This is a genomic window from Rhizobium sp. ZK1, assembly GCF_047782645.1.
In the GTDB taxonomy this organism is placed as follows: Bacteria; Pseudomonadota; Alphaproteobacteria; order Rhizobiales; family Rhizobiaceae; genus Rhizobium.
The window spans coordinates 190,993-209,141 of record NZ_CP180587.1 but is presented as its reverse complement, the minus strand read 5'-3'; the positions used below and the strand labels follow the sequence as shown (position 1 = coordinate 209,141).

At 59.5% G+C, this 18,149-nt stretch carries 24 protein-coding genes and 1 pseudogene; 20 read left to right on the top strand and 5 right to left on the bottom strand.

Annotated elements, in window-relative coordinates:
• The first annotated feature begins 124 nt into the window (after positions 1 to 124).
• The 4 genes from ACK9YZ_RS23610 to ACK9YZ_RS23595 are packed head-to-tail and all read left to right on the top strand — an operon-like array spanning position 125 to position 2,601.
• A complete protein-coding gene (locus ACK9YZ_RS23610; protein ID WP_416067798.1) occupies positions 125 to 409 on the top strand; it encodes a DUF2249 domain-containing protein in 285 nt (94 codons plus the stop codon).
• A gap of 15 nt (positions 410 to 424) precedes the next feature.
• Positions 425 to 1,798, top strand: a complete 1,374-nt coding sequence (locus ACK9YZ_RS23605; RefSeq protein WP_416067797.1) for a hypothetical protein — start codon at positions 425 to 427, stop codon at positions 1,796 to 1,798.
• Entirely contained in the window at positions 1,782 to 2,309 is a 528-nt protein-coding gene (locus tag ACK9YZ_RS23600; RefSeq protein WP_416067796.1) for a DUF2249 domain-containing protein, read from the top strand. Before ACK9YZ_RS23605 ends, ACK9YZ_RS23600 begins: the two co-directional genes overlap by 17 nt.
• Positions 2,296 to 2,601, top strand: a complete 306-nt coding sequence (locus tag ACK9YZ_RS23595; RefSeq protein WP_416067795.1) for a metal-sulfur cluster assembly factor — start codon at positions 2,296 to 2,298, stop codon at positions 2,599 to 2,601. Before ACK9YZ_RS23600 ends, ACK9YZ_RS23595 begins: the two co-directional genes overlap by 14 nt.
• Before the next feature lie 69 nt (positions 2,602 to 2,670).
• Here ACK9YZ_RS23595 and ACK9YZ_RS23590 read toward each other — a convergent pair.
• Positions 2,671 to 2,877, bottom strand: a pseudogene (locus ACK9YZ_RS23590) (hypothetical protein); the annotation flags it as partial.
• 586 nt (positions 2,878 to 3,463) lie between these two features.
• Between ACK9YZ_RS23590 and ACK9YZ_RS23585 the strand changes: the two are divergent.
• The 3 genes from ACK9YZ_RS23585 to ACK9YZ_RS23575 all read left to right on the top strand — a co-directional run bounded on the left by ACK9YZ_RS23585 (position 3,464) and on the right by ACK9YZ_RS23575 (position 5,338).
• Positions 3,464 to 4,075, top strand: a complete 612-nt coding sequence (locus ACK9YZ_RS23585; protein ID WP_416067794.1) for a diguanylate cyclase — start codon at positions 3,464 to 3,466, stop codon at positions 4,073 to 4,075.
• Between the two features lie 158 nt (positions 4,076 to 4,233).
• Complete coding sequence (locus ACK9YZ_RS23580; protein ID WP_416067793.1) at positions 4,234 to 4,530, top strand: hypothetical protein; 297 nt, start codon at positions 4,234 to 4,236, stop codon at positions 4,528 to 4,530.
• Between the two features lie 370 nt (positions 4,531 to 4,900).
• Complete coding sequence (locus ACK9YZ_RS23575) at positions 4,901 to 5,338, top strand: CBS domain-containing protein (protein ID WP_416067792.1); 438 nt, start codon at positions 4,901 to 4,903, stop codon at positions 5,336 to 5,338.
• 246 nt (positions 5,339 to 5,584) lie between these two features.
• Here ACK9YZ_RS23575 and ACK9YZ_RS23570 read toward each other — a convergent pair whose 3' ends face one another.
• Entirely contained in the window at positions 5,585 to 6,802 is a 1,218-nt protein-coding gene (locus tag ACK9YZ_RS23570) for an NnrS family protein (protein WP_416067791.1), read from the bottom strand.
• A 200-nt stretch (positions 6,803 to 7,002) separates the two neighbouring features.
• Here ACK9YZ_RS23570 and nirK point away from each other — a divergent pair, with 200 nt between their 5' ends.
• The 3 genes from nirK (at position 7,003) to ACK9YZ_RS23555 (ending at position 9,883) form a co-directional block, all read left to right on the top strand.
• Positions 7,003 to 8,154, top strand: coding sequence for a copper-containing nitrite reductase (gene nirK / locus ACK9YZ_RS23565; RefSeq protein WP_416067790.1), 1,152 nt, complete (start codon positions 7,003 to 7,005; stop codon positions 8,152 to 8,154).
• Positions 8,155 to 8,235: 81 nt separating this feature from the next.
• Positions 8,236 to 9,198: an SUMF1/EgtB/PvdO family nonheme iron enzyme gene (locus tag ACK9YZ_RS23560; RefSeq protein ID WP_416067789.1), complete on the top strand. Its 963-nt coding sequence runs from the start codon at positions 8,236 to 8,238 to the stop codon at positions 9,196 to 9,198.
• On the top strand, positions 9,188 to 9,883 hold the full coding sequence (locus ACK9YZ_RS23555; RefSeq protein WP_416067788.1) for a Crp/Fnr family transcriptional regulator: 696 nt from the start codon (positions 9,188 to 9,190) through the stop codon (positions 9,881 to 9,883). Before ACK9YZ_RS23560 ends, ACK9YZ_RS23555 begins: the two co-directional genes overlap by 11 nt.
• Before the next feature lie 187 nt (positions 9,884 to 10,070).
• Here ACK9YZ_RS23555 and ACK9YZ_RS23550 read toward each other — a convergent pair whose 3' ends face one another.
• Positions 10,071 to 10,358, bottom strand: coding sequence for a hypothetical protein (locus ACK9YZ_RS23550; protein WP_416067787.1), 288 nt, complete (start codon positions 10,356 to 10,358; stop codon positions 10,071 to 10,073).
• A 154-nt stretch (positions 10,359 to 10,512) separates the two neighbouring features.
• Here ACK9YZ_RS23550 and ACK9YZ_RS23545 point away from each other — a divergent pair, with 154 nt between their 5' ends.
• The 5 genes from ACK9YZ_RS23545 (at position 10,513) to ACK9YZ_RS23525 (ending at position 12,814) form a co-directional block, all read left to right on the top strand.
• Positions 10,513 to 10,680: a hypothetical protein gene (locus ACK9YZ_RS23545; protein ID WP_416067786.1), complete on the top strand. Its 168-nt coding sequence runs from the start codon at positions 10,513 to 10,515 to the stop codon at positions 10,678 to 10,680.
• A 96-nt stretch (positions 10,681 to 10,776) separates the two neighbouring features.
• Entirely contained in the window at positions 10,777 to 10,959 is a 183-nt protein-coding gene (locus tag ACK9YZ_RS23540) for a twin-arginine translocase TatA/TatE family subunit (protein WP_416067785.1), read from the top strand.
• Positions 10,943 to 11,377 carry a hypothetical protein gene (locus tag ACK9YZ_RS23535; protein WP_416067784.1) on the top strand — a complete coding sequence of 145 codons (435 nt, stop codon included), beginning with the start codon at positions 10,943 to 10,945 and terminating at the stop codon, positions 11,375 to 11,377. The genes ACK9YZ_RS23540 and ACK9YZ_RS23535 overlap by 17 nt, the downstream gene beginning before the upstream one ends.
• 368 nt (positions 11,378 to 11,745) lie before the next feature.
• Positions 11,746 to 12,081 carry a helix-turn-helix domain-containing protein gene (locus tag ACK9YZ_RS23530; RefSeq protein WP_416067783.1) on the top strand — a complete coding sequence of 112 codons (336 nt, stop codon included), beginning with the start codon at positions 11,746 to 11,748 and terminating at the stop codon, positions 12,079 to 12,081.
• Between the two features lie 169 nt (positions 12,082 to 12,250).
• On the top strand, positions 12,251 to 12,814 hold the full coding sequence (locus tag ACK9YZ_RS23525; RefSeq protein WP_416067782.1) for a threonine transporter RhtB: 564 nt from the start codon (positions 12,251 to 12,253) through the stop codon (positions 12,812 to 12,814).
• A gap of 841 nt (positions 12,815 to 13,655) precedes the next feature.
• Here ACK9YZ_RS23525 and groL read toward each other — a convergent pair.
• Both groL and groES read right to left on the bottom strand, forming a co-directional pair.
• Positions 13,656 to 15,284, bottom strand: coding sequence for a chaperonin GroEL (gene groL, locus ACK9YZ_RS23520; protein WP_216759426.1), 1,629 nt, complete (start codon positions 15,282 to 15,284; stop codon positions 13,656 to 13,658).
• Positions 15,285 to 15,345: 61 nt separating this feature from the next.
• Positions 15,346 to 15,660: a co-chaperone GroES gene (gene groES / locus ACK9YZ_RS23515; RefSeq protein WP_113433912.1), complete on the bottom strand. Its 315-nt coding sequence runs from the start codon at positions 15,658 to 15,660 to the stop codon at positions 15,346 to 15,348.
• A gap of 279 nt (positions 15,661 to 15,939) precedes the next feature.
• Between groES and ACK9YZ_RS23510 the strand changes: the two genes are divergently transcribed.
• The 5 genes from ACK9YZ_RS23510 (at position 15,940) to ACK9YZ_RS23490 (ending at position 18,078) form a co-directional block, all read left to right on the top strand.
• Complete coding sequence (locus ACK9YZ_RS23510; protein ID WP_416067781.1) at positions 15,940 to 16,212, top strand: usg protein; 273 nt, start codon at positions 15,940 to 15,942, stop codon at positions 16,210 to 16,212.
• Between the two features lie 95 nt (positions 16,213 to 16,307).
• Positions 16,308 to 16,598, top strand: a complete 291-nt coding sequence (locus ACK9YZ_RS23505; RefSeq protein WP_216759428.1) for a hypothetical protein — start codon at positions 16,308 to 16,310, stop codon at positions 16,596 to 16,598.
• A gap of 350 nt (positions 16,599 to 16,948) precedes the next feature.
• Positions 16,949 to 17,419: an Hsp20 family protein gene (locus ACK9YZ_RS23500; protein ID WP_416067780.1), complete on the top strand. Its 471-nt coding sequence runs from the start codon at positions 16,949 to 16,951 to the stop codon at positions 17,417 to 17,419.
• Between the two features lie 72 nt (positions 17,420 to 17,491).
• Positions 17,492 to 17,791: a DUF982 domain-containing protein gene (locus ACK9YZ_RS23495; RefSeq protein WP_216759430.1), complete on the top strand. Its 300-nt coding sequence runs from the start codon at positions 17,492 to 17,494 to the stop codon at positions 17,789 to 17,791.
• Between the two features lie 11 nt (positions 17,792 to 17,802).
• The gene (locus ACK9YZ_RS23490) at positions 17,803 to 18,078 is read left to right on the top strand and encodes a hypothetical protein (protein WP_416067779.1); all 276 of its coding nucleotides are present in this window, start codon (positions 17,803 to 17,805) and stop codon (positions 18,076 to 18,078) included.
• The last annotated feature ends 71 nt before the right edge of the window (positions 18,079 to 18,149 follow it).

Here is an 18,149-nt window from a genome sequence, read left to right as displayed (position 1 = left end):
CAATCGCCGGGCTGTTTGCTCACTGTCAAAGTTGGCCGGTCTGCCCCCGGCTATCTTCGGCCCTGACACAGGATGCGTCGCGGTCCGGTCATCAGTCATCCCGCGGCAGAAGGAAACAGCGATAATGACAGACGCGCCAGCCACACAGACCGCGATTGCGCATATCGACGTGCGGATCCTGCCACCCGTCGAGCGCCATCCCCGGATCTTCGGCACGCTGAATTCACTGACGCCGGGCCAGAGCCTCCATGTCACCAGCGATCACGAGCCCCGCCCCCTGCAATACCAGCTCGATACCGCCCTGCCCGGAAAATTCTCCTGGGAATATCTGGAACAGGGACCGGACGTCTGGCGCGTGGAGATCATCCGCCTTAATGCGGGTTGCGACTGCTGCTGTGGCAGCCACTAACGCCGGAGACGTGCCATGATGCCCGTTGGCACGAGCCTGTCGCGGTGGACAATGTCGTATTTCGGCGCGGCGCTGTCTTACCTGCTGCTAGCGGAGTGCCTGCTGGCAGCAGGCGTCTGGACGCCCTCCCTTGACGTCGCCGAGCCTGGAGCGCTCGCCATCGTACATGCCGTGACGCTTGGATGGCTTTTGCTTCTGATGATCGGATCGCTGCTTCAGTTCGCGCCGGTCCTGACAGGCAGTGACAGACCGGCCGGCCGTTTCGATCTGATTACATTTGTGTGCATGGTTGCCGGTCCGGCGCTTCTCATGCTAGGCTTTCACCTGATCAGCCTCGGCTCCCTTGCTGCCGGCCCGGTCATGATTGCGGCGTCCACCTCGATTTCGGTCTCCATCGCTGCTTCCTCGCTACCGTTGTCTGCCCTGCTCTGGCGGGGAAGACACGTGCATGCCGCCTCCCTCATCGTTCTCGTCGGTATCGGATGCCTGCTTGTCACGACGGCCCTCGGCGCCCTGTTGGCGTTGACGATCTCCGGCCAGGTGGAAGCACCCGAAATCGTCGCCTATGGCATGGAAGCCGTAGCCTTCCATGCGAGTTTCGGCCTCGGCGGCTGGATGACCTTTGCGGCGATTGGCGTCAGCTACAAGTTGCTTCCGATGTTCCTGCTGTCCAACGATATGCGCGGGGCGCAGCTCATTCGCCGATCGAGCACGATGGCGGTTCTTCTCCTGTCGACCGCAGCGATCACTGCTGCCGTCGCAGCCGGTTTTGCACGTGCCGTTTTACTTTCGGCAGCGCTTCTGTTTGCGCTGGTCGTTGCGGCCTACCTCTTCGAAATTTGCAGGACATATCGCGCCCGGCGCCGTCCTGCGCTCGAGCTCAATACGTTGGGATCATTGCCGGCCTTCGCGATGCTTGGCCTTTCCGTCTCCCTTCTTGCGTTGTCCCAGTTCCTGCATGCCGAAACGCGTAACGTGTCGGCGATCGTCTATCTCTTCGTGTTCGGCTGGCTCACCGGCTTCGGTCTCGCCCAACTCCTGAAAATTGTTCCGTTTCTCACCTGGATCGAGGCCTTCGGACCGGTTCTTGGCCGCAGGCCGACGCCGAAGCTCGGCGAACTCATCAACGGGCGCCGGGCCGGCCACTGGCTTGGCCTCTTCCACCTTTCGGTCGTCGGCGCTGCGACCACACTCTGCCTTGGATCGGACATGGGTTTTCGCGTGTTCGCGGTCGTTCAAACCGCATCGACCCTTGCTCTTATCGTCGAGCTGGTGCTCGTGCGCACGCTCGCGAACGTAGAACCAGAGATCAAGACCGCACCATTTCACAAGCCGGCGCTGTTTGTCGCCGCAAACCACAGAGGTAACGCCAATGGTTCAGTTCCGTGAACTCGACGTCCGACGGATCCTGCGTGACGGCGGCATGCCGTTCCAACTCATCATGGACGCTTTCGCGGGTCTCGATCCCGATGAAGGTCTGAAACTGCGTGCAATATTCGAGCCCGCCCCCTTGATCCGCCAGCTCGAAAGGCGCGGCTATTCGCATGTCACAAAACGTCTGGCCGATGATGATTGGGAAATCGATTTCATCCCGAACAAGCCCATCCAGCGATCTGAACCGACAGTCGCGGTGACCGAGGCGGTCTGGCCCGAGCCGGTCTGGAACCTCGACCTGACCGACCTTGCGCCACCCGAGCCGATGGAGCGCATTCTGTCCCGGCTGGAGACGATGGAGGACGGCGAGGTTCTGTTTGCCCTTCTCAATCGAGAACCCGTCTTCCTGTTCAACGAATTGAAGGCACGGGGCCACGAGTGGATCGGCAATTTCGATTCGTCGGGCAAGACCTATCGGATCATGATCAGGACAACCGCGGGAGGCCAGAACGATGCCGGGGTCTGAGGTCACCGAACAGGATGTTCGCAATGCGTTACGCGAGATAGAAGACCCCGAAATGGGAACGAGTATCGTCGACCTTGGTTTGGTCTACGAAATCAATGTCACCGAGCCTGCTGTCGTGAAGATCAAGATGACGACGACCACCCGTTTCTGTCCGGCCTCCGGCTATATTGCCGAGGCCGCACGTCAGCGTGTCGAGCATATTGCCGGCGTAAGACAGGCCGTTGTCGACCTCGTCTACGAGCCGGCCTGGTCGCCGGACATGGTGGCGCTCTTCGGCCTGCCGAAGACATGATCCTTTGCCAGGGGTGGTCAGTCAGTCCTCCCTCGGGGCTACCCGAGCGGATGCTGCAATCGGCTCGCGGAAGAATAGCGGTAAGAGCACCATGAATAGAAACGTCCTGTTCGGCGCCCATAGGAAACCGACCTGCTTTACGACCCCATCCGGCCGACTATATGTGACGCTGTGGATCCCCACGATGTACGACAAAAATCCGAGGGCAGAGGCGCCAGCGAATGTGGACGCTGGGGGGGTCAAGGGAGATCCGCTGCTAAAATGCGACTCCGATTGTTCGCCTCTTGCGCCATGACCCGATAGATGATCATGACGTCGTCATCAAACCCATTGTAGCTAATGACATCGGCTGTGCCCTGCTCCAATCATTCGGTAATGTGTCGCGGCCAGGATGTCGTCACCGCTCAATAACGGGCTATCGGCCCCACCGACGTTTCGTCAAACTCGGCGGTTGTTCAGCGAGGCCGCCGTCGTTCTATCATTTCGTGTGCGAGGAGGCTTGCCTGACCTTCTGGCGTCCACCCGCGCAGCGGTTGATCGGAGAACTCGGGGGTACTGTCGGAATCTCTGCAAAATATCCGCTAAGGGTTTTGGTTGAGGTGACGGAAATCAAGGGTGGCGTCGCCTTGAGATTTGCGACAGTTTTGCGGGCATGAGCTCGAAATTACGACGCCCGGCCAGGATTGTCATCGTTCCAGACGGTTGCGGAACGGAACGCCAAGTTCCGGTCGAGACTGTGTCCGTTCAACACATGTCGCCTTGGCTTCAGCTATTAAGCTGGCGCGAAGACCGAAGGCTGTAGTACACTTACCTTGCCAACAAGAAGAGATAGGTAACGCGACAGAGCCGGAGGGAGGCTACTGTGCAACGGTTCATTCTCCGGCAGAATATCGACCTGTTTCGCAAGCGGCTGCTGGAGCAGCGGAGCGAGCACGATACCCACTTACTCAAGGTCATGCTCGCGCAGGCTCGTAGAGATCTGGCGATCCTCGAAGTTACTGATGGCTTCGATGTGGAGGTTGATCCGTTGCACGCGCAGGTGCAGCGGAGAATCTTTCGCGACTCATTCGAGCACTCTTCAATGCCCCACTTGCTGCTGGATCTCCGCAAGGGACTGCACATCGTCGACATTAACCCTGCGTATGAAAGGGCCACTCTGACGTCTGCCGCCAAGGTGGCAGGGAGTTGCATGTTCGACGTCTTCCCCGACAATCCATCGGACGAAGAGGCAGACGGAGTGAGCAATCTCTATGCATCGTTTAAACATGCCGCCGAAAAAGGCGTTCCAAACGCCATGCACATCCAACGGTACGATGTTCGGGACGCCAGCGGCCTCTTCGTGACTAAATTCTGGAAGCCGATGAACACTCCCATCTTCGATGCCGAGGGTCGCCTTGTCTACCTGCTTCATCAGGTGGACGATGTCACCGAAGCCATTCAGAAAAGTATGACCGAGGCAGTCGGCAGGTCGTAAAAATCCAACGGTTTGATCCAGCGCAACGACTGTCTCGATACGAGCCATTATCCGTTTGTTCCGCCGCCAACCATGTCACGCGTCCGCGGCACCCAACGACATCAACGAGAAGAGCATAGCGAAGAGATTACTGCACCAGAAGATCCAAGGAGCATCCGATGCAACGTGCGACGACAGAAGCCACCCCGCAAGCCACGACGAAACTGTCTTCAGGGAGTTCTAGCATCACGGATGGCAAGGTTCCTGACTTCCGGCTGCAGAAGCAAGACGAAGGCGGCTGGCAGGTGCGGGTAGTGAGCACCCGTGGATCGTACTGGTTGCGCGCCAACCACCTGGAACTTTGCGACCAGGGAAAACGGATTGATCTATCAGCGGCGAATGCGTTTCTGCGCGCGGCCCGAAAGGATGGGTTCAAGACCGAGTATGTCGGCCCGAACGGCAGCGCCGTCATTTAGCTGCTTTGATGGCTATGAACGGACAGGGCCACCGGTCGACGACCATTCCTCCTGCTGGTCGAGATAGGCGCTCTGCCATGTATGGTTGGTGCGTCCATGTAAGCCTTGCCATCCTTGGTGGAGCATCGCGACAATCCTGATCTGCGCGGAAAATCTGTCGCCGTCGGCCGGTCGGGGCAGGTGGCGGACCCGATCCCCAACCGACTTGCCCTGCCCCGGCAAATGACCGATTTGATGCTCCACCATAGTCGCGAAGTGAGCTTTTCACGACGGTCTTCCACTCGGCTCGTATCCGGAACGTTTTCGACCGATGCGCGTTGATTGTTGTTGGCCCAAGCCACTCGGCGTGGGTAGCGCGAGGGAGGTTATCATGAAAATCAGCGATTGCATGACGACGGACGTCCAGATCACCGATCCGGAGCATACATTGCAGGATGTCGCCTTAATGATGGCACGTCTCGACACCGGAGTTCTGCCGGTGGGTGAGAATGACCGGTTGGTCGGCATGATCACCGATCGTGACATCGCCATCCGCGGCGTGGCAGAGGGAAGAGGCCCGAAGACGAAGGTACGGGACGTGATGAGTACCGATGTCAAATACTGCTTCGAGGACGAAGACGTGGAAGACGTTCTTCATAACATGGGCGATCTTCGAGTCCGGCGATTGCCGGTGCTGAACCGAAAAAAGCGGCTCATCGGCATCATCTCGCTTGGTGATCTCGCCATGAAAGGCAGTGCCAAGGAAACAGGCAAGGCGCTGGGTGGCATCTCACAGCGCGGCGGGGCGCATTCGCAGACAGCCCACTGACGGTCCGCGCAGCTCCATAGCAAAACTGTCGGCCTGCTGGCCGCCATCCCTAATTCGGTCGCTCGCGCCACAGTCGTGGCGCGAGCGCTTTATAGGCGCACACGACCATTTGGGCATGGCTGACATTTTCCCATGTGCACAGGATGATCGATCACGCTCTCAATGCCGGTGGGTTACGGGGCGGGTCGTCACAATTGCCAAAGCGCTCTCGCCTCCGAGCTGCCGGCGTGAGCGCTTTGGGCATAATCACCCTCCCTTCATCATCAATGGCTTGCGTCCCGACCATAGGAGCGGCGCATGTTCCACCACGAACAATCCGAAAGCCGCCGTCCAGCCGATCGCTGCCACGGCCAGGATCTCGGTGCTCAGCGCAGGAACGAGTTCGGCAAGCGGCCGGACGAGTGCAACGCAGCCAAGCAGGGCGTAGGAAATATTGGTCATCCGGCTCGATTTCAGTTTCCGCCCGGTATGGCCACGCGTTGCCCGCGTCATCACTGCGAGCATCATCATCGAAATCGTGCCGATCGCGAATATGTGCAACACACCCACTTCGGGCAGCCATCCGGATGCTTGAAGTGCGATGGCGGCAAAACCGAAAGGCACGAACATGAAGGTCGCATGCAGGACGAACAAAATGGGCTCCGGCCAGGTGGTCCAGCCGCGCCAACGGACCAGCCTGATCGTGTTCAGGATCGCAGCGACGCCCGCCGTCCCGCAGGTTGCCGTGGAATCCGGAACGCTCGCCCACAGGACAAGCGCGACCGCACCGATGATGATGGTAGCCGCATCGAAGCTGTTATATGGTATCGGAAAGTCCGTGCGGCCGAACTGATTGATCCAGTTGCGGGTGAAGCTGGGCAGGATCCGCCCCCCGACGATCGTCACGAGCAGCACGTAGGCACCGACCCCGAGACGGATCGCGAGTTCCGGGCCTGCTGCCTCGATGACCTGGATGTGAAAGACCAGGTTTGCGAGCGAAAGGATAAAGAGCCCCGCGATGACTTTTAAATCCTTCCATTTCCTGCCAGCCACGACCTCACGCGCGCAGATAACGAGCATGACAGGCAGGAACAGGCTGTCGACGGCGCTCGCAAGGACAATCCCGATCGAGCCGCTGAGCAGCATGGCGATGCGGCCGGCACACCAGATCGCAAACAGGATCGCCAGTGGCCTGCCGGCGATCGGCAGGCGGCCGGTCCAGTTCGGGATCGCCGTCAGCAAGAAGCCAGCCAGCACCGCCGGTGCGAAACCGAACAGCATCTCATGCGCATGCCAGTACACTGTCCCGTAGTCCGATGCGACAGGCAGGCCGAAGCTCAGATGGGCCACCCAGAGGTCGAGGCTTGCGATAGCCCAGAGCGCCGATGCCAGAAAGAATGGCCGGAAGCCATAGGAGAAGAGGACAGGTCCGGTTCGCGACATGCCGCGCGGGAAATCTCGCCTGGCATCCGAATTGTTTTTCATTTCCGTGTCTCCAAATTGACGACACAGCAATGCTGGAGATTTTCGGGGTAGTCGTTGAGATTACGCAAAGAGCGGCGACAGAACTTTGCGCTGACACAAATAGTCAGTTTGCTCCAAATCAAACAGTCCAGCGGTGTTTCTACTACTCTCCTTCTCGACAGGGCGACTCACGCTCGCGCATCGACTACAGGAGATTAGAAATGACGAATACTCTGCAAATGACCCGTCGCACGATGCTTACGGGCGCTGCTGTCGCAGGAGCCCTGACCCCCATCATCATCATCGCGAACAACGCTGCCCATGCCGACGAGGTGGCGGCAGTGAACGTGCCCAGGAAAGCGCCGACAGTCGACTTCACCAAGCTTCGGCGCGAGAAGGTCGAACTGGTCAAGCCGCCCTTCGTCCACCCACACAGCCAGAAAGCCGAGGGTGGCCCGAAGATCAAGGAATTCACGCTGACCATCCAGGAAAAGAAGATGGTGCTCGACAAGGACGGGACCGAGGTGAACGCGATGACGTTCGACGGTTCGGTGCCCGGCCCGCTGATGGTCGTTCACCAGGACGATTATGTGGAACTGACGCTGGTCAATCCTGAAACGAACACGATGCAGCACAATATCGACTTCCACGCCGCAACCGGCGGGCTTGGCGGCGGTGCATTGACGGTCGTCGGCCCCGGCGAAAGCACCGTCCTGCGCTTCAAGGCGACGAAGGCAGGCGTCTTCGTCTATCACTGCGCACCTCCCGGCATGGTACCCTGGCACGTCACGTCGGGGATGAACGGCGCAATCATGGTTCTTCCGCGCGAAGGTCTCACCGACGGCCACGGAAAGCCCCTCGTCTACGACAAGATCTACTATGTCGGCGAGCAGGATTTCTACATCCCGCGCGACGAGAACGGCAGGTTCAAGAAATATGACAGCCCCGGCGAGGCCTATGAAGATACGCTTGCCGTGATGAAGACGCTGACCCCGACCCATATCGTTTTCAACGGCGCCGTCGGCGCGCTGACGGGCGACAATGCGATGACCGCCAAGGTTGGCGAAACCGTGCTCATCGTGCATTCGCAGGCAAACCGCGACACACGACCCCATCTCATCGGCGCCCACGGCGAATATGTCTGGGCGACCGGCAAGTTTGCGAACGTGCCTGACATAGACCAGGAGACCTGGTTCATCCCGGGCGGCACGGCGGGTGCTGCGCTCTGCACCTTCGCGCAGCCGGGCATCTACGCCTATGTCAACCACAACCTCATCGAGGCGTTCGAACTCGGTGCGGCTGCCCACTTCAAGGTCACCGGGGACTGGAACGACGATCTGATGACTTCGGTGAAGTCGCCGTCGGCCAGCTGACCTGGGGTGGGGCTGTGCAGGCCGTGGGGGCGGCCTGCACAGTATCTTTTCTTAAAAGGGGGCGCATGCTGCGACAAGGATATGGCACCGCACGCCGAGACTGCACGAGTTTCCGGCATTTCGATCGCACTTCCGCTTGCGCTTCTTGCGGTCCTTTCCGCAGCGCTTGCGGTCGAGACCGGCTTCATGAACATCGGGCAGCGCGATGCCGCATTTGCCGCTCCCGAGGTCATAACCATCGCACCCCATGAATTCCAGTATCGCGATGCGACCGAATATTTCCGCAGGGGTCTGGCGGTCGATGCGCCGAAGCGCGCGGCTCACGTCCGGATGCCCCTGACGATTATGAAATATCAGACCAGCCTTTCCGAATATGCCCGTTGCGTCGCCGATCGCATCTGCACAGAGCCGGAAGGGCGAAGCGCGACCTCCGGCGACGACACCCCGGTTATCGGCGTCAGCTACGAGGACGCGCTGCGCTACGCGGACTGGCTGTCGCAAAAGACGGGCAAACATTGGCGGCTTCCGACCGATTTCGAACTCGCCTACGCCGCTGCCGACCGATTTCCCGACGATGCGCTCGGCATCGACGCAGACAGCAACAATCCTGCGCTGCGCTGGCTTGCAGACTATGAACGCGAGGCACGGCGCACCGCCTCGATCGAGCCAGCGCCGCAACCGAGGGGATGGTTCGGCGTGAGCCAGACCGGCCTTGCCGATTTCGGCGGAAACGTCTGGGAATGGACATCGACCTGCAACAAGCGCATCGACCTCGACAAGCAAGCCGGTGTCGACGAGCCCGACCCGACCAGCTGCGGCATCATGATCGCCGCCGGCAGGCACCGCGCCCCGATGAGTACCTTTGTGAGAAATCCCAAGGGCGGCGGATGCTCGGTCGGCAGCCCGCCCGACAATCTCGGTTTCCGGCTCGTCCGGCAGCCAAGCTTCATCGACAGCATCGAAGACTTCACGCGCCGTGCTGCAGCCGATATGCTCGCCGGTGCCATTTCCAAGGGAGTTCAGCGGGACGACGATGAAGGTTGACCGCACAGTTTTGAAGTCACTGGCGCTTTTCGAGCGCATGACCGATGCCGACCTCGACGCCATGCTCGAGCATGCCACACCGCGCCGCATCACCCAGGGCGATGCTGTTTTCGAGCAGGGAGCACCCGCGAAATCGTTCTTCCTGCTGCTGCACGGCAGGCTCAAGGTCACGCAGGTCACGCATGACGGCCAGCAGATCATCGTCAGGATGGTGCATCCGGGCGACCTGTTCGGCTTCGCCATGGCGTTGCGCCGACAGGACTATCCGGGCACTGCCACTGCCGCAGCGGAAAGCCTCATCCTCGGATGGCCGACCGACATGTGGTCGCGGTTCGTCGAGCAAAATCCTCGCCTGGCAATGAGTGCGATGCAGACGATCGGCCAGCGGCTCGAGGAGGCGCACACCCGCATCCGCGAAATGTCGACCGAAGAGGTGGAAAAGCGGGTCGCTCACGCCGTGCTGCGCCTGTCCAAACAGGCCGGCAAGGCGGTGGGAACCGCGATCAAAATCGATTTCCCGATTTCGCGGCAGGATATTGCTGAAATGACGGGCACGACACTGCACACGGTGTCGCGAATCCTGAGCGCCTGGGAAGGCAAGGGCATTGTCGAGGGCGGCAGGCAGAAGCTGACGGTCACCGATCCGCAGCGTCTTCTTAGACTTGCTGAAGGCGAAGCCGATTAGTCGCCGAACTCTGCACGGTCAAATCTCAAGGAAGCCGACGCCGCCACGGCGGCGTGTCGAATGCGGCCACAGGGCCGGATAACTGCCATTGTCTCAAGGAGCCAATATCGACGACGGCCGGTATTGGTGCGCATCTGCCTGGAAGGACATCAAGCCGAGCCCTCCATATCGCAGCTCAGCTTTTGTCCTAGTGGAGCGTATCGTGCGACGCCTTCCACGCCTCGACGTCGTCCCTCGATATCCGTATCCGGGAAAACGACGACTGCGGCTGCAGAAGTATCTTGGAGGCGGCGATTTCGCATATCGTTCCCACATGCTCCTGCAGCCTTGTCTCATCGGCGCGCGGCGGATTGCTGATCTCCCGCAGGACGTCGCGATCGATGATGACCACGCGCTGTGCGCCCTCGTGCTCCATCAGCACGACACCTGTTTCTCCGGAAGATTTCAGGAATGCTGTGATGAACCTCGGCAACATGCGGGCTCCTCCTCTCTCGTCCATGATGGACCGGAGCATAGCGGGTAGCATTTCGACGTCTTTGACCTCCATCAAAGAGAACGAAAGCCCCAAGCCATAAGAATCTTCCTGTCGTTCGCGGCAAGTGACCGCGGACACAAGGAAAGGAATGCCGATGCGCATATCACAAAAGCCCGTCATCGTCGAAATCAAAAGACGCCGACGACGCCGTCCGGCTCGTCTCGTCGACCTCCCCAAAAGCCGGGCGGACAAGGCGTCCGATACCGACAAGCCCGTCAATTTCGCCTCGCTCCGTTCAGATACCCCCGGTCTGGCATCGTGAACGGTGCACCACTTCAACTCAGAAAGGCGGCAATCCAGGCGATCGAGAAAGACGTAATTGGAACGGCCGTGATGAGGCGTTCAAGGAGTGATTGGAATGGGAAGTTTTAGCGCTTGGCATTGGCTGATCGTCCTTACCATCGTCCTCATCCTGTTTGGACGCGGCAAGGTTCCCGAGCTGTTGGGCGAGGTCGCGCAGGGCATCCGGGCCTTCAGGAAGGGTATCGATGGCGAGCGGGTCGGCAAGAGCGACAGGGACGGCGATGCAGATCGACATTGATCAGATCGATGCGCATTCAGCCACGGCTGAACGCCCGGAGGGGAACAAAATGGAGTACTCGATCATCTCGGCGCGGTTCGACGACGCGGAAAAATGCGGTCGCGTCGGTCTTCAGCTGGCTGGTCAAACGAGGACCGTGATCGTCACCAGGCGATCGCTATTGAGTGTGGCATCGCCCCCGCGTGCGAATGAGGCGCGGCTTTTCCAGTTTCTGCATGGTTTTTGCGAGATCGCGCTCGCCTATGGCAAACGAGATCCGAGACATGCGGAGACCTTGGTGGTCACTGCAACCGACGTAAGACGCTGGCGTCGCGGTCATACACAATCAGAACCGCTCTGGACGTGGCAGGGTATCGGCGGCACCATGACATCGGCTCCCCACCCGGCTGTTCTAAGCCAATTTAAGCCATTGATATAACTTAATTTTTTCTCGCTTAACGCGCAGAAAGCCGGCCCACGGGCCGTCAAAATCTTACGGCTTTGGTCTTAAAGGAAAAATTGCACAAAGAATATTTTGCGCGGTTTCGGTAGCTATCGAGGCCGATCGAATCTCAAAGCTGATTTTCGGCTGCTTGACGTCGCTCCAGCGCCCACTGAAAAGTACCGTCATTCTCTATAGTAGATTTCATACGCCCGATCGACAGTTCGTGCCTGCGGTTCTTGGTGGCTAGCGGAACCGGGAAGTTCCCACAGCCGGTAAACACCGGGATCGACTCCAGTCGGGCGCTAGAAAAATTGTAATCTTCGTGCTACATATTCAGCCAATCTGTAGTGCGGAGGTGGCAAATGCCTACACCACATACCCCTCCAGCGGCCGTGCGCCGCGCCCTGCGGAAGCTCGGCGCTGATATCCACGACGCCCGCCGCCGTCGCAAGCTGCCTATGGCGGTCGTGGCGGAGCGTGCCTTCACATCCCGGTCGACCCTACAAAGGGTCGAAGCCGGCGACACCAATGTCAGCATAGGCATCTATGCCGGCGTGCTGCAGGCCCTCGGCCTGCTCGACGGCCTGAGCCAGGTCGCCGACATCAGCAACGACAGGGTCGGACAGGCGTTGGCCAGCGCCGATCTGCCCAAGCACATCCATCTCAAGCGGTCATCCGGATCGTCCCGCGATGGCTGACTTCGAGGTCCATATCGATCTGGACGGCCGAACGGGCCAAAGTATTAAACCGCGCCTGGGCTCTGCATCATATGGCGGCGCTGCACGGCAACGCTTGAACTGATACTGATCAAAACCGTCCGTCCTGGTTCGTGAGAAGGGTGGCAGACAATCGCAAAGATCGGATCTGATGAACCTGCCGACCTTCCTTATCGCCGTCTTCTCGCTGCTGATCCTTCCAGGCCCGACCAATGCGGTTTTGGCATTGGCGTCAAGGGCGCTGACCGTCAGGCGGTCCCTGTCGCTCGTCGCCACCGTCGTACTCGGCTATCTCGCAATCATCATTCCGGTGTCGAGCATCGCCGCGCCGCCGCTTGAAGGCCAGCCGGTGATCGGCGCCGCCGTCAAGCTGATTTCGGCGATCTGGGTTCTTTATCTTGCGCTGAAACTATGGGGGCCGGTCCCGGTGGGCGGCCAGAGCACGCTCGGCGTCGGTCAGCTCTTCGTCACCACGCTGCTCAATCCCAAGGCCATTATCATCGGCCTTACCCTTGTACCCTCTGTCCAGACGGGTGTGCCGGTAGCGGTCGCAGCGTTCGTCTGCTGTGCGACGGTGACGTCGGCAATCTGGCTTGGCCTTGGCGGTCTGCTGGTCGGACGCCATGCGCAAATGCCACCTCTTGTGCGGCATTGCGGCTGCGCCGTGCTGGTCGCCTTTTCCCTGACCCTTGCCATCAGCGCCCTTTGGACCTGAGACTTGTGTCGATTTTCACGAGACTGGCTCGGCTGACTTCCTCGATGGCATGCATGGCTGCCCTCGCAAACCGCCTTATGCCATTGCGCTAAGTCCGAGCCGGCAAGATCGATGTCGGCCCTCGAAACGGTGACCGGAAGATTTGGTGCCGCCTGCCGCAGCCGCCTTGTCCTGCTTCGGCATCGTAACATTAATTGGCGGTCGACCTTGGTCTGCGATAATGGCGCATGACCCTCAATTTTCGTGACCCACTCTACCGCCGCCATCGTTTTCCGCTGAAGTGATCGCCCGTGCTGTGTGGCTTTACTTCCGCTTCCGGTGCGACGCAGGCCGAACTCGCCGAGGCATTAGCCTGGGCCAACAATGACGAAGCCCTGATCGGTGAGGGGCACCCTCTGCCGACGGACAAGACTGCGGCCCTGGTTGACCTGTTGGTTTTGGAGGAGGAGTTGGAATAAGGTGGGGTGGCACTGGGCGACGTTGATCGTAGCCGCGGCTTCATGCAAGGATTGGCCCGCGGCTCCCAGCTTCATTCTCGGCGCGGATCAGGACAAGCAGCGCTGTGGCTTGAGATGGTCTGCTGCGCCGCGGAACTGATCGCGTCAAAAGATTCAAGCGCTGCCGACAGCAACTACGCGTGATCCCGTATTCCCTTACTATACAGTTTTGCAACCGAGGTGGTCAGCTTCCCAATCGCGAACGCGTCGCGAGCAACGCCCCTGGATGCCGCAATTTCCTTGATGACGGCTGCGCAAAGGCGTGCGTCTTCTTTCGATGGCAAGCTCATAGATACCCCGTAAGTGGCTCGCCCCAGATGTTGGGGCGAGCCTGGCTTGATAGCTTAGAAGTCCATTCCGGCGCCAGCCGGCAGGGCCGGCGCGGCGTCTTTCTTGGGCTTTTCGGCAATCATGGCTTCCGTCGTTACCAGCAGGCCGGCAACCGAAGCAGCATCCTGGAGCGCCGTGCGCACGACCTTGGCCGGATCGATGACGCCTTGGGCATAGAGATCGCCATATTCATTGGTCTGCGCATTCCAGCCATAAGAGAAGTCAGTTTTCTCGCGCAGCTTGCCGACGATGATCGAACCTTCGGCGCCGGCGTTCTCGGCGATCTGACGGACCGGAGCCTCGATCGCCCGGCGAACGATCTCGATGCCGACCTTCTGGTCCTGGTTGGCGGCATCGAGATTGTCGAGGGCCTTGACGGCCCGCAACAGCGCAACGCCACCGCCCGGCAGGATGCCTTCCTCGACGGCCGCACGGGTTGCATGCAGTGCATCGTCGACGCGGTCCTTCTTCTCCTTCACTTCGACTTCGGTCGATCCGCCGACGCGGATAACGGCAACGCCGCCGGCGAGCTTTGCCAGGCGCTCCTGCAGCTTCTCGCGGTCGTAATCGGAGGTCGTCTCCTCGATCTGGGCCTTGATCTGGGCGACGCGGCCATCGATTTCCGCTTTGGAGCCGACGCCATCGATAATGGTGGTGTTCTCCTTCTCGATCGCCACCTTCTTGGCCCGGCCGAGCATGTTGAGGGTGACGTTCTCGAGCTTGATGCCGAGGTCTTCGGAGATCACGGTGCCGCCTGTCAGGATGGCGATGTCCTCCAGCATCGCCTTGCGGCGATCGCCGAAGCCCGGAGCCTTGACGGCCGCAATCTTCAGGCCGCCGCGCAGCTTGTTGACGACGAGGGTCGCAAGAGCTTCGCCTTCAACGTCTTCAGCGATGATGACCAACGGCTTGCCGGACTGGACGACGGCCTCGAGAACCGGAAGCATGGACTGCAGGTTCGAGAGCTTCTTCTCGTGAATGAGGATATAGGGATCCTCGAACTCCACGCGCATCTTGTCGGCATTGGTCACGAAGTAAGGCGACAGGTAGCCGCGATCGAACTGCATGCCTTCGACGACCTCGAGTTCGGTCTCGGCGGTCTTGGCTTCTTCAACCGTGATGACGCCTTCGTTGCCGACCTTCTCCATCGCTTCGGCGAGATAGCGGCCGATCTCGGCATCGCCATTGGCGGAGATGGTGCCGACCTGCGCGATTTCGGAATTGCTGGTGATCTTGCGGGCGTTGGTCTTCAGTTCCTTGACGACGGCGTCGACGGCGATGTCGATGCCGCGCTTCAGGTCCATTGGGTTCATGCCGGAGGCGACGGCCTTGGCACCCTCCTTGACGATCGCCTGAGCAAGCACCGTGGCAGTCGTGGTGCCGTCACCGGCAAGATCGTTGGTTTTGGAGGCGACTTCGCGCAGCATCTGGGCGCCCATGTTTTCGAACTTGTCTTCCAGTTCGATTTCCTTGGCGACCGAAACACCGTCCTTGGTAATACGCGGGGCGCCGAAGGACTTGTCGATGACGACATTGCGGCCCTTCGGGCCGAGCGTCACCTTCACCGCGTTGGCGAGCACGTCGACCCCACGCAGCATGCGTTCACGGGCATCGGTGTGAAACTTGACTTCTTTCGCAGCCATTTCCTTAACTCCTCAATAGGCAGCTATCTGACTGATGGGTTGGATTGACGGGGTTATCGCCTCAGGCGGCCTTTTTCTGCTCGGCCTGGGCTTCGATGATACCCATGACATCGCTTTCCTTCATGATCAGCAGGTCCTCGCCATTGATCTTGATCTCGGTGCCGGACCATTTGCCGAACAGGATGCGATCGCCCGCCTTGACGTCGAGCGCCTGGATCTGACCGGCCTCGTTGCGGGCGCCAGGACCGACGGCGATAACCTCGCCTTCCTGCGGCTTTTCCTTGGCGGTGTCGGGAATGATGATGCCCCCCTTGGTCTTTTCTTCGGATTCGACCCGGCGGACGAGAATGCGATCATGAAGCGGTCGGAACGACATGTTTTCCTCCGTTGAGCAAAAATGATGACGTTGATCCCCTGGCCGGACCGGATGACCAGTCCGGGCGGGTGCAAAATCTCGATCGAGCCTTTTGCGCGAAATGATCTGGTTTTGCGATTTTTCGATTTCAAGAGGGAGAAACAAAAAAATTAGCACTCATATTTCTGTGCTGCTAACGCACTGGAAAGGAACAACAAACTGGCGTGCGGCGTTAAAAATCCCGTTGATGGCCACAAAATTTTGCGCCACCTTCTCAGTGTCTTGAAACGGAGATGAAGCATGCTATTCTCATCGGATCTGGAACGTCAGCTCAACGGCTACGGGCTGACAACCGCGCACATCCTCTACCGCATTCCTGATTTTGAATCCGTGCTGCAAACCTATGTCTGGCAGGACTACGATCTGGCTCCCGATTTCCCTGAAATGCACAGGTTCCTCGATTTCTGGCAAACCACCCTCGAAGGGCCGCTCCATTCCGTCAGGTATACCCATCAGCGTCTGATCGGACCCAATGAATGGCGTCGTGTCGAAGGTGAATTCAAGCTTCACTGAGGTCTTGAAACAGAAATTTTCTGTTCCTAGGTGTTTCGCGGCCGAGGCTTGATGAGCTCGGTCAGCAGCGCACGTCTGTTCAGAGTGAGACCGAAATGGAAGAGAAGATCAAAATCATTAAAGACCTCAGCATCGAGGAGCGGGAAGAAGTCTTTGTCGATGTCGCGCGCGTTCTGGAGGGGACCGCACACGAGGCCTATGTCGAAGGCAACCGGCACTTTGCCGCACTCTCGGCGAACATGGCTCAGGCAATCCGCGTCAATGCCGATGAACTGGCCCGCGACGATGTCCAAAACGCCGAGCGCGTATTGCTGCAGGCCGCGGCCATGATCTCGCAGTTCAATGCCGTTCATCCCTATCGGATGGTGAGCAAGGCAGTGCACTGACGATCACGGCGCCCTCCTTTCCTCGCATAATCGTCGCACTATGGCGATTGCGCTTTGGAAAACCCGACCAGCGTGGCATTCAGGCGTTGCCTCACCCCTGTATCCTGCCTGCCGACAGCGAGGACCAGATCCAGGTGACCCGCGGATGATCAAGCGATTGAGGGCGTGAGCGATAATCTCCAAGAAATGACTGCACATGACTGTCGAAGTTTTTTCTGCTGGGCGCTCTTGAATCCGAAAACCCCGAAAACCAAATCGATTGCCGCCAGCCGCTTAAGACAGGGCTGGCCGTGCTGGGAGCGCCGCTTTCGGCGCTCTCATACCCATGTTGCTTCAAGGAGGATATGGCTATGGCAACATCTTACGATTATGCACCCCTCTACCGTTCGAGCGTCGGCTTCGACCGAGTTTTCAATCTTCTCGAAAACGCCCAGCGCGCCCGTTCGATCAGCGACTGGCCACCCTACGACATCGTCAAGACCGGTGACGACAGCTACCGGATCTCGATTGCGGTGGCGGGCTTCGAACAGGCCGATCTCGACATCATCTTCCAGTCCAACCTTCTGACCGTCACCGGCAAGAAGCAGGAGACGGCGTCGGAAGGCTACCTGCATCGCGGCATCGCCGGCCGGCCGTTCGAACACCGGTTCGAGCTCGCTGATCATGTCCGGGTGAACGGAGCTGACCTAAGGAATGGTCTCCTCTCCATCGATCTGGTTCAAGAGGTCCCTGAAGCGCTGAAGCCGCGAAAGATCGACATCCAGGCCAACCCGGCCCAACGGGCTTCGGCGGTGCAGATCGAAGCGCAGAAGGCGGCTTGATCAGAACTGAGGAGAAAAAGGGCGCCGTCGTGACGGCGCCCGTCGACATTCCGGGTTGGGAAGGAGAGAGACATGAAACCCGACATGTTCAAACAACCTGTGTGCATCCTTGTCGGCCTCGGCTTTCCGGCTAAGGTCCGCAGCGTTATGGATGCCTACACATACCTTTGCGAATGGCCTGCATCGCTCAGGGATACCGCCCACTCGGTGGCACTGAAGGCTTGTGGCGCGGCACTGCGCGGCGAGATCGAAGCGGAGACCGCGCGTGGCTTGTTTGCCGCCTTCGCCGAGAAACACGATCTGCTGGCGCCGGAGATCGATGCTATCGCCGCGTCTCACCTTCGGCGCGACAGAGATCCGCACGTGCGCTAAGGAGGCCCGATATGCACGATATGCTGCAGCAGGTCGCAAGCAATGCCATGACGATGGGTCCGGCGATCTTGTTCCAGGGCATGCAGCTTCAGCGTCCAATAGACGTGGTGAAAGCGGCAGCCCTGCCTGCCGATGACAAAAGGACGATCCTCGCGGCATGGGCTTCGGACTTCTACGCGGTCGATTCGAAGCCGGCGTTCCGTCATATTCCCGGAACGCCGGAGCCGGTTTCGATCGATGAGATCCGGTTCGCACTCAGAGAACTTGACCGGCGTTACGGCCCCTGAACTTCAGGCCTGTTTCACCGACTTGGTAAGCCGCTTTATGGCCTGATCCAGCGAACGTTGCCCGTCGCAAT